General features: G+C 72.4%; 9 protein-coding genes. 2 read left to right on the top strand and 7 right to left on the bottom strand.

The features are described from left to right. The 3 genes from AB4880_RS05525 to AB4880_RS05515 all read right to left on the bottom strand — a co-directional run. Window positions 1-443, bottom strand: a 443-nt coding sequence (locus AB4880_RS05525; RefSeq protein WP_367918211.1) for a type II secretion system F family protein, incomplete at its 3' end; no start/stop codon positions are given. 4 nt (window positions 444-447) lie between these two features. Beyond that, a complete protein-coding gene (locus AB4880_RS05520) occupies window positions 448-1,674 on the bottom strand; it encodes a TadA family conjugal transfer-associated ATPase (RefSeq protein ID WP_367918210.1) in 1,227 nt (408 codons plus the stop codon). A 91-nt stretch (window positions 1,675-1,765) separates the two neighbouring features. After that, window positions 1,766-2,740, bottom strand: coding sequence for an AraC family transcriptional regulator (locus AB4880_RS05515; RefSeq protein WP_367918209.1), 975 nt, complete (start codon window positions 2,738-2,740; stop codon window positions 1,766-1,768). Window positions 2,741-2,847: 107 nt separating this feature from the next. Between AB4880_RS05515 and AB4880_RS05510 the strand changes: the two genes are divergently transcribed. After that, window positions 2,848-3,102, top strand: coding sequence for a DUF4242 domain-containing protein (locus tag AB4880_RS05510; protein ID WP_367918208.1), 255 nt, complete (start codon window positions 2,848-2,850; stop codon window positions 3,100-3,102). Window positions 3,103-3,120: 18 nt separating this feature from the next. Here the strand turns inward: AB4880_RS05510 and AB4880_RS05505 are convergent, their stop codons facing one another. Genes AB4880_RS05505 through AB4880_RS05495 form a run of 3 tightly spaced genes read right to left on the bottom strand, consistent with a single transcriptional unit; the run spans window position 3,121 to window position 6,115 of the window. Next, on the bottom strand, window positions 3,121-4,350 hold the full coding sequence (locus AB4880_RS05505; protein ID WP_367918207.1) for an acyl-CoA dehydrogenase family protein: 1,230 nt from the start codon (window positions 4,348-4,350) through the stop codon (window positions 3,121-3,123). Next, window positions 4,350-5,360, bottom strand: a complete 1,011-nt coding sequence (locus AB4880_RS05500; protein WP_367918206.1) for a phosphotransferase family protein — start codon at window positions 5,358-5,360, stop codon at window positions 4,350-4,352. The genes AB4880_RS05505 and AB4880_RS05500 overlap by 1 nt, the downstream gene beginning before the upstream one ends. Beyond that, on the bottom strand, window positions 5,357-6,115 hold the full coding sequence (locus tag AB4880_RS05495; protein ID WP_367918205.1) for an SDR family oxidoreductase: 759 nt from the start codon (window positions 6,113-6,115) through the stop codon (window positions 5,357-5,359). Before AB4880_RS05495 ends, AB4880_RS05500 begins: the two co-directional genes overlap by 4 nt. A 110-nt stretch (window positions 6,116-6,225) precedes the next feature. On the opposite strand from AB4880_RS05495, the gene AB4880_RS05490 reads away from it, so the two are divergent. Continuing rightward, window positions 6,226-6,837, top strand: coding sequence for a TetR/AcrR family transcriptional regulator (locus tag AB4880_RS05490; RefSeq protein ID WP_367918204.1), 612 nt, complete (start codon window positions 6,226-6,228; stop codon window positions 6,835-6,837). Here AB4880_RS05490 and AB4880_RS05485 read toward each other — a convergent pair. Continuing rightward, window positions 6,806-8,149, bottom strand: coding sequence for an aldehyde dehydrogenase family protein (locus tag AB4880_RS05485; RefSeq protein ID WP_367918203.1), 1,344 nt, complete (start codon window positions 8,147-8,149; stop codon window positions 6,806-6,808). The two genes, AB4880_RS05490 and AB4880_RS05485, sit on opposite strands and share 32 nt — an antisense overlap. Between the last annotated feature and the right edge of the window lie 84 nt (window positions 8,150-8,233).

Below are 8,233 nucleotides of genomic sequence, written 5' to 3'. Positions count from 1 at the left end.
AGCCGGTCGAGACAGTCGCCGAAGCGCCCTGAGGCCTGGTAGTCGAGGGCGAAGGCCTCGAAGGCGGGGCGCAGCGGCTCCGGCCCGCGGACGGCGAGCGCGGCGACCGCGTCGGGCAGCGACATCCCCGCACGTACGGCGGAAGCGAGGTCGTCGACGGCGTCGGGCCACACCTCGGCGAGCTCGCGCCGCCGTCGCCGCGCACGCGTCCGGACCACGGCGCGCGGCACGCTCATGGCGAGCACGGCCACCACCGGCCCGAGGACGACCAGACCGGTGACGGCGACCGCCCCGACGGCCGCGAGCGCGGCAGACGCGAGCGCGGCGATCCGGCGTCGGCTCGATCGTGCCCGGGGCTCGGCGGCCACCACCTGGGGCCGGCAGAACGCCGCCCAGATCAGCAGCAGACCGAGCCCCAGGCCGAGACCGACCAACGCACCCATGCCCTCACCCCGCCTCGTGCAGCAGCCGGGAGACGTCGATGCCGACGCGGGCGAAGCGCTCGGGGCGTGGCGGCCTGCCGATCCCGCGGCGGAGCGCACCGGCCGACCACTCGAAGACCGGCTCGGTCTCGATGACATCGCCCTCCGTGCGCCCCGGGACCGCCAGGATCTCGACCACCCGACGCTGCCCGGACGGATCGAGCGCGAGGTGGACGACCAGGTCGACCGAGGCGGCGACGGTGGGGACGACGAAGCGGGCGGAGATGTTCTCGCCCGCCAGCAGCGGGAGCGTGCAGGCCTTGGTCAGCGCCTCACGGGCGCTGTTGGCGTGGAGCGTGCACATCCCCGGTAGACCGGAGTTGAGCGCGAGGAGCAGGTCGAGACACTCCTCGGCGCGGACCTCGCCGACGAGGATGCGGGTGGGCCGCATGCGCAGCGACTCCTTGACCAGGTCGCGCAGCCGCACCTCGCCGGTGCCCTCCAGCCCCTCGGGGCGCGTCTGCAGGGCGACCCAGTCGGGATGCGGGAAGCGCATCTCGAAGACCTCCTCGGCGGAGATCACCCGCTCGCCACCGGGGATCTCGCCCGCGAGGCAGTTGAGCAGGGTCGTCTTGCCGGCCTGGGTCGCCCCGCTCACGAGGATGTTGAGACCCGCCCGCACCGACGCCTCGAGGAAGCGCGCCGCGGCCGGGGTGAGCGTGCCGCACTCGACCAGTGCCCCCAACCGCGCCGCGCGCATCACGAACTTGCGGATGTTGACCGCCGAGAACCCGCGCGCGATACCGTCGAGCACCACGTGCACCCGGTGCCCGGCCGGCAGCACCGCGTCGACGAAGGGCCGGCTCAGGTCGATCCGACGCCCGGTCGAGGTGAGCATCCGCTCGACGAGCTCGGTGACCTGCTCGGCGGTGAGCACCACATTGGTCAGCTCGTGGCGCCCCGAGCGGGCCACGAAGACCCGGTCGGGGCTGTTGATCCACACCTCCTCGACGGTCGGGTCGTCGAGATGGGGCTGCAGCGGCCCGAAGCCCGCCACCCGTGCGACGAGCTCGGCGACCGCCGCGTCGGGATCGGCGACCGGCGGCACCGCGCCGGTCAGGCTGCGCTCGTCGTGCTCGCGCACCAGCGCGACCGCGAGCCGTCGTACGGCGTGCGGGTCGCGCTGCGGATCGAGCTGCTCGCGCCGTACGGCGTCGCGCAGCTCGGCGTCGAGGACCGCCATCGCAACCATGCCGTCGGACGCTAGGCAGGGTCCGGCGGCGGGAACAGTCACCAGAACCAGAAGGCCGCCACCAGGCGGCGAATGTTGCCGGAACCGGCAACTACACCCGTCCGTGGGTACGACGCCACACGCTCGGCGCCTCGTCGTGCTTGCGGCGGAAGGCCCGGCTGAACGCCTCCTCCGACTCGTAGCCGACCCGCCGCGCGACGGCCGCGACGCCGAGGTCCGAGGAGGCCAGCAGGTCCTCGGCGAGGTGCATCCGCCAGGCGGTGAGATAGCGGATCGGCGAGAGGCCGAGGATCGCGCGGAAGCGGTCGTCGAGCAGCGACTCCGACACGGCCGCAGCGGCGGCCAGCTGGGCGACACTCCACTTGTCGCCGGGCCGGTTGTGGATGAGGGCGAGCGCGGGCGCGAGGACGGGGTCGCCGAGCGCGCGGACGAAGCCGATGTCGCTGGCCGGGGTCTGCGCGAGGTGCAGCCGCAGCACCTCGGCGAAGAGCAGCTGGACCAGGTCGGCCGGGGTGGTGGCGCGGTCGGGCGCGACCAGCGAGGTCCGGTCGAGCGCGTAGTCGATGCTGGCGCGCACCCACTGCGCCGCCGGCCCCTCCGGCCGGACGACGAGCACCCGCGGCAGCGCGCGCAGGTCCGCGTCGAACAGCGAGTCGTCGGAGGTGAGGTAGCCGCACACGACGTGGGTGAGGTCGCCACCGGCGCCGTACTGGATGAACGGCATCACCTCCCAGGGCGGCGGCGCCACGAGCGTCGCGGCGTCGACCACCTCGGCGTCCTCGGTGCCGCCCATCTGGTGCGGGTCGCCGTACGGGATCACGATGACGTCGCCCTGGTCGGCCCAGTGCCGGACGCCGTCGACCTCGATCCAGCAGCGTCCGGCCGCGACCAGGTGGAACGGGATGACCCGGCGCGCCTGCGGGGCGAGCATCCGGGCGAGGTCCTCGGCCGGGACCGAGCGGTAGGCCCAGCCCTCGGTGTACTCGGCGTGCAGGAAGATCGCGCCCTGGACCCGGATCCGGCCGAGCGCGTCGTGCAGCGCCACCGTGGGGTCCGGATCAACCATGGTGGCCGTTCGGTCATGGTCGGCGCCGAAGGCGGGCACGAACCTGAGTGTGGCAGTGAAACCACCACCCCTGAACCACCCATACGGGTGAGATACGGAGCAGACCCATGCCTCTCTTCATGGACGTCCACGAGTCGATGCCCGAGGGCGCGACCGCCGCCGACGTCGCCGGCGCCCACGCCGAGGACGTCAAGATCCAGGACCAGTACGGCGTCAACTACCGCAGCTACTGGGTCGACGAGACCAACGGCAAGATCTTCTGCCTCGTCGAGGCCCCCGACGCCGAGACGGCCGCCCGCGTGCACCGCGAGGCGCACGGACTGGAGGCGGACCGGATCTTCCCGGTCGTCGAGGGCGGCTGACGGTCGGCTGGCCCGGGGTCAGACGCCGCGCGCAGCCCGCTGCCGCGCGATCTCGGCCTTGGCGAGGGCGTTCTTGTGCACCTCGTCGGGACCGTCGGCGAAGCGCAGGGTCCGGATGCCGGCGTACATGTTGGCCAGCGGGAAGTCCTGCGACAGACCACCCGCACCGTGCAGCTGGATCGCCTTGTCGAGGATCCACTGCACGGTCTCGGGCGTCGCGATCTTGATCGCCTGGATCTCGGTGTGCGCGCCCTTGTTGCCGACGGTGTCCATCAGCCACGCGGTCTTGAGCACCAGCAGCCGCAGCTGCTCGAGCTTGACCCGCGACTCCGCGATCCAGCCCCGGATCACACCCTGCTCGGCCAACGGCCGGCCGAACGCGACCCGCTCCTCGGCCCGCGCGCACATCATCTCGATCGCGCGCTCGGCGATGCCGATCGACCGCATGCAGTGGTGGATCCGGCCCGGCCCCAGCCGCGCCTGGGCGATGCCGAAGCCGCCCCCCTCCTCGCCGATCAGGTTGCTGACCGGGATCCGGACGTCGGTGAACCGCAGCTCCGCGTGACCCCCGTGCTCGTGGTCGTCGTAGCCGTAGACCTCCATGCCCCGCACCACCTCCAGGCCCGGGGTGTCGCGCGGCACCAGCACCATCGACTGCTGACGGTGCCGATCCGCGCTCGGGTCCGTCTTGCCCATCACGATGAAGATCGCACAGTTGGGGTTCATCGCACCGGTGATCCACCACTTGCGCCCGTTGAGCACGTACTCGTCGCCGTCACGCACGATCGACAGCTCGATGTTGGTCGCATCCGACGACGCGACATCGGGCTCGGTCATCGCGAACGCCGAGCGGATCTCACCCTCCAGCAGCGGCTCCAGCCACTCCTTCTTCTGCACCTCCGTGCCGAACAGGTGCAGCACCTCCATGTTGCCGGTGTCAGGAGCCGCGCAGTTCATCGCCGCGGGCGCGAGGTGGATCGAACGACCCGAGATCTCGGCCAGGACGGCGTACTGCAGGTTCGTCAGACCCGCGCCCTCCTCACCCGGCAGGAAGAGGTTCCACAGCCCGCGCTTGCGCGCCTCGGCCCGGATCTCGCGGATGACCGGGGCGGAGTCCCAGGCCCAGTGGTCGTCGAGCGCCGCGAGCTGGTCGTGGAACACCGCCTCGGCCGGGTAGACCACCTCGTCCATGAACGCGAGCATCGTGGCCCGCAGCTCCTCGGTGCGCGCGTCGAATCCGAAGTCCATCAGTTCTCCTTGAGTGCGGTGAGCCCTGCGTCGAGCAGGGGGTGGATGACGTCGCCGATGCGGTCGAAACCGGGGCCGACGGTCTGGCCGGCGAGGTAGCGGAAGTGGATCCCCTCCAGGATCGCCGCGAGCTTGTACGCCGCGAGGCCCAAGTACCAGCCGAAGCCGGACAGGTCGCGGTCGCTGCCCGCGGCGTACCGCGCGACGATCTCGTCCTCGCTCAGGAAGCCGGGCGCCTCGGACGCGTCGGCGACGGCCTCGCCGACCGCCCCGCCGAGGCGGTGGTAGGTCAGCATCAGCGCAAGGTCGGTGAGCGGGTCGCCGAGCGTCGCCATCTCCCAGTCCAAGACGGCGGTCGCGCGGTCGGCGCCGTCGACCAGCAGGTTGTCGAGGCGGTAGTCGCCGTGCACGATCCCGACCGCCGACTCCGCCGGCACCGACGCCCCGAGCCGCCGGTGCAGCTCGTCGGCCGCCGGCAGGTCACGGGTGTAGGAGGCCTCCAGCTGCTTGCGCCAGCGCGCCACCTGGCGCCCGAGGAAGCCCTCCGGACGGCCGAAGTCGCCGAGCCCGACCGCCGCCGGGTCGACCGCGTGCAGCACGGCGAGGGTGTCGACGAGCGTCGTGGAGATCGCGCGCGTGCGCTCCTCCCCCAGCGCGGCGAGCTCGGCGGCCCGGCGGTAGGGCACGCCGGCGCAGCGCTCCATCACGTAGAACTCCGCGCCCACGACGTCCTTGTCGGCGCAGAAGGCGTAGGTGCGCGGGACCGGGACGGCGGTCGGCTGCAGCGCCGACATCACGCGGTACTCACGGCCCATGTCGTGCGCGGTCGCCAGCACGTGGCCCAGCGGCGGGCGCCGCACGATCCACGTGGAGGCGCCGTCGGAGACGACGAACGTCAGGTTGGACTTGCCGCCCGCGATGAGCTCGGCGGTCAGGGCCGAGCCCGCACCCGGGACGGCATCGGCGAGCCAGGCGCCGAGCGCGTCGAGATCGAGGCCCGGCGGGTTCACTCGACGCCGCCGGTGAGCGAGACACCGCCGTCGATGACCACGGTCTGGCCGGTGATCCAGGCCGCGTCGGACGACAGCAGGAAGGCGACGACGCTGCCGATGTCGTCGGGCTCGCCGAGCCGCTTGAGCGGGTACTGCGCGGCGACGTCGGCCTCGCGGCCCTCGTAGAGGGCGGTGGCGAAGCGAGTCTTGACCACGGCCGGCGCGACCGCGTTGACGCGGATGTCGGGGCCGAGCTCGACGGCGAGCAGCTCGGTCATCGAGATCAGCATCGCCTTGCTGGCGCCGTACATGCCGATGCCGGGGGCGGGCTTCACGGCCGACACCGACGAGACGTTGACGACCGCGCCGCCGTGCTCTTTCATCCAGGCGGCGTGCACCTGCTGGGTCCAGGCCAGCGTCGCGAGGCAGTTGACCTCGACGATCTTGCGCGCGGCGGCGAGGTCGAGCTCGATCATCGGCCCGTACGCCGGGTTGATGCCGGTGTTGTTGACGAGCAGGTCGGCGCCGCCGAAGGTCTCGATCGCCTGGCGTACGACGTCGGCCTGGTGCTCCGCGTCGTCGGCCCGGCCCGCGACACCGAGGGCCTTCGCGGGGCCGCCGAGCGCCGCGACGGCCTCGTCGAGCGCCTCCTTGCCGCGACCGGTGACGACCACACGCGCGCCCTCCGCGACGAGCCGCTCGGCGATCGCGAAGCCGATCCCTCGGCTGGCGCCGGTGACGATCGCGGTCTTGCCCTCGAACCTAGTGCTCACGTGTGCCCCGCTTCCGTAGTTACTAAGCGCTTGCTTAGCGAGTACGCTAACCATGCACGCCACCACCGCACGGCGTCAAGAGCACCCCTCAGTCGCCCCAGGAGCAGCCCATGACCGTCCCGACCCGCGCCGACGCCACGCGGGCCCGGCTGCTCGAGGCCGCGGTCACGGCGTTCTCCGAGAAGGGCTTCCACGGCACCACGACGCGTGACATCGCGGGCGCGGCCGGGATGTCGCCCGCGGCCGTCTACGTGCACCACAAGTCGAAGGAGGAGCTGCTCTTCCTGATCTCCGAGGCAGGGCACCGCGAGGCGCTCGACGTCCTCCGCCAGGCCCGCGCGGGCGCGACCGATCCGGTCGCGCAGCTCGCCGACGCCGCGCGCGCGTTCGCGGAGTTCCACGCGCACCACCACACGGTCGCGCGGATCCTCAACTACGAGCTGGCGGCGCTCAGCGACGAGCACCGCGCCGAGATCGACGTCCTGCGCCGGGGCATCGACAACGAGCTGCGCGAGCTCGTGCGCGAGGGCGTCGCGGCGGGCGTCTTCGACACGCCCGACCCGGCGCTGGCCGCCACCGCGCTCGCCTCGATGGGCGTCGACATCGCCCGCTGGTACCGCGACGACGGCGAGTGGACGCCCGACCAGATCGGCGCCTACTACTCCGATCTCGCCCTGAGGCTGGTCGGCGTCAGCGCGCGATCCGGATCATCTTCTTGTTGACGAACTCGTCGATGCCGAGGCGCCCCAGCTCCCGACCGAAGCCGGACAGGCGCACGCCGCCGAAGGGCAGCTCGACCGCCTCCAGGCCGACGCCGTTGACGAAGACCATGCCGACCTCGAGCGCGCTGGCGACGCGGTCGGCCTGCTCGGGGTCGGTCGTGTAGACGTAGGAGCCCAGTCCGTAGGGGGTGTCGTTGGCGATCCGGACGGCGTCGGCCTCGTCGGCGGCGCGGAAGACCATCGCGACCGGGCCGAAGAACTCCTGGTGGTAGGCCGGGTTGTCGGGCGTGACGTCGGTGAGGACGCCGACCGGGTGGAAGGCGCCGTCGCGCTCCCCCGCCGACACCAGCCTGGCGCCGGCGTCGACCGCCGCGGCGACCTGGCCGGCGAGCTCCTCGGCCGCGCCGACCGACGAGAGCGGCGCGCCGTTGCCGGCGGTCGCGATCCGGTCGTCGAGCAGGGCGACGAACTCGTCGTACAGCTCGTCGACGACGACGAAGCGCTTGGCGCCGTTGCACGCCTGGCCGACATTGCCGACCCGCGCGGAGAGCGCGTCGTCGACGGCGCCGGCCAGGTCGTCGGTCGACAGCAGCACGAACGGGTCGGCGCCGCCCAGCTCGAGGACGCACTTCTTCAGGTGGCGCCCGGCGAGCTCGCCGATGATCGAGCCGGCGCGCTCGGAGCCGGTCAGCGAGACGCCGTGGATCCGGCGGTCGGCGATGACGTCGGCGATCTGGTCGCTCGTCGCGTAGACGTTGACGTAGGCGCCCTCGGGCAGCCCGGCGTCCTGGAAGATCCGCTCCTGCAGCGCCGCGGAGCGCGGGCACTGGGCCGCGTGCTTGAGGACGATCGTGTTGCCCAGCAGCAGGTTCGGCGCCGCGAAGCGGGCGACCTGATAGACCGGGTAGTTCCACGGCATGATCCCGAGCAGCGCACCCACCGACTGGCGACGCAGCAGCGCGCGGCCGTCGCCGCCGAGCAGCTCGATCTCCTCGTCGGCGAGGAAGCTCTCGGCGCGATCGGCGTAGTACTGGTAGATGTCGGCCGAGAAGAGCACCTCGCCCTTCGCCGCGCCGATCGCCTTGCCCATCTCGAGGTTGATCGCCTCGGCCAGTTCGTCGACCCGCTCGCGGTGCAGCTCGGCGACCCGGTGCATCGCGGCCGCCCGCTCGGCGACCGAGGTCTCGCGGCCCCAGCGCTCGTGGACGTTCGCGGCGGCGGCGACCGCGGCGGACACCTCGGCGTCGCTGGCGGTCGGGAAGGTCTCCAGCACCTCGCCGGTGGCGGGGTTGCGGACGGCGTACTTGCTCACTGGATTACCTTCCTCACGTCGGCAGGAACAACTGACCTGCTGATGCACCCCTGGTCCCCACCGGACCACCGCCAACGTTGCTCG

This window comes from Nocardioides ginsengisoli, from assembly GCF_039537225.1.
GTDB lineage: Bacteria > Actinomycetota > Actinomycetes > Propionibacteriales > Nocardioidaceae > Nocardioides > Nocardioides ginsengisoli.
This window is presented reverse-complemented; position numbering and strand designations above follow the sequence as displayed.

Excerpts from the sequence above, each read along its gene's own strand:
- AB4880_RS05520 (WP_367918210.1), bottom strand. The coding sequence starts at position 1,674 with ATGGTTGCGATGGCGGTCCTCGACGCCGAGCTGCGCGACGCCGTACGG.
- AB4880_RS05515 (WP_367918209.1), bottom strand. The coding sequence starts at position 2,740 with ATGGTTGATCCGGACCCCACGGTGGCGCTGCACGACGCGCTCGGCCGG.
- AB4880_RS05510 (WP_367918208.1), top strand. The coding sequence starts at position 2,848 with ATGCCTCTCTTCATGGACGTCCACGAGTCGATGCCCGAGGGCGCGACC.
- AB4880_RS05505 (WP_367918207.1), bottom strand. The coding sequence starts at position 4,350 with ATGGACTTCGGATTCGACGCGCGCACCGAGGAGCTGCGGGCCACGATG.
- AB4880_RS05490 (WP_367918204.1), top strand. The coding sequence starts at position 6,226 with ATGACCGTCCCGACCCGCGCCGACGCCACGCGGGCCCGGCTGCTCGAG.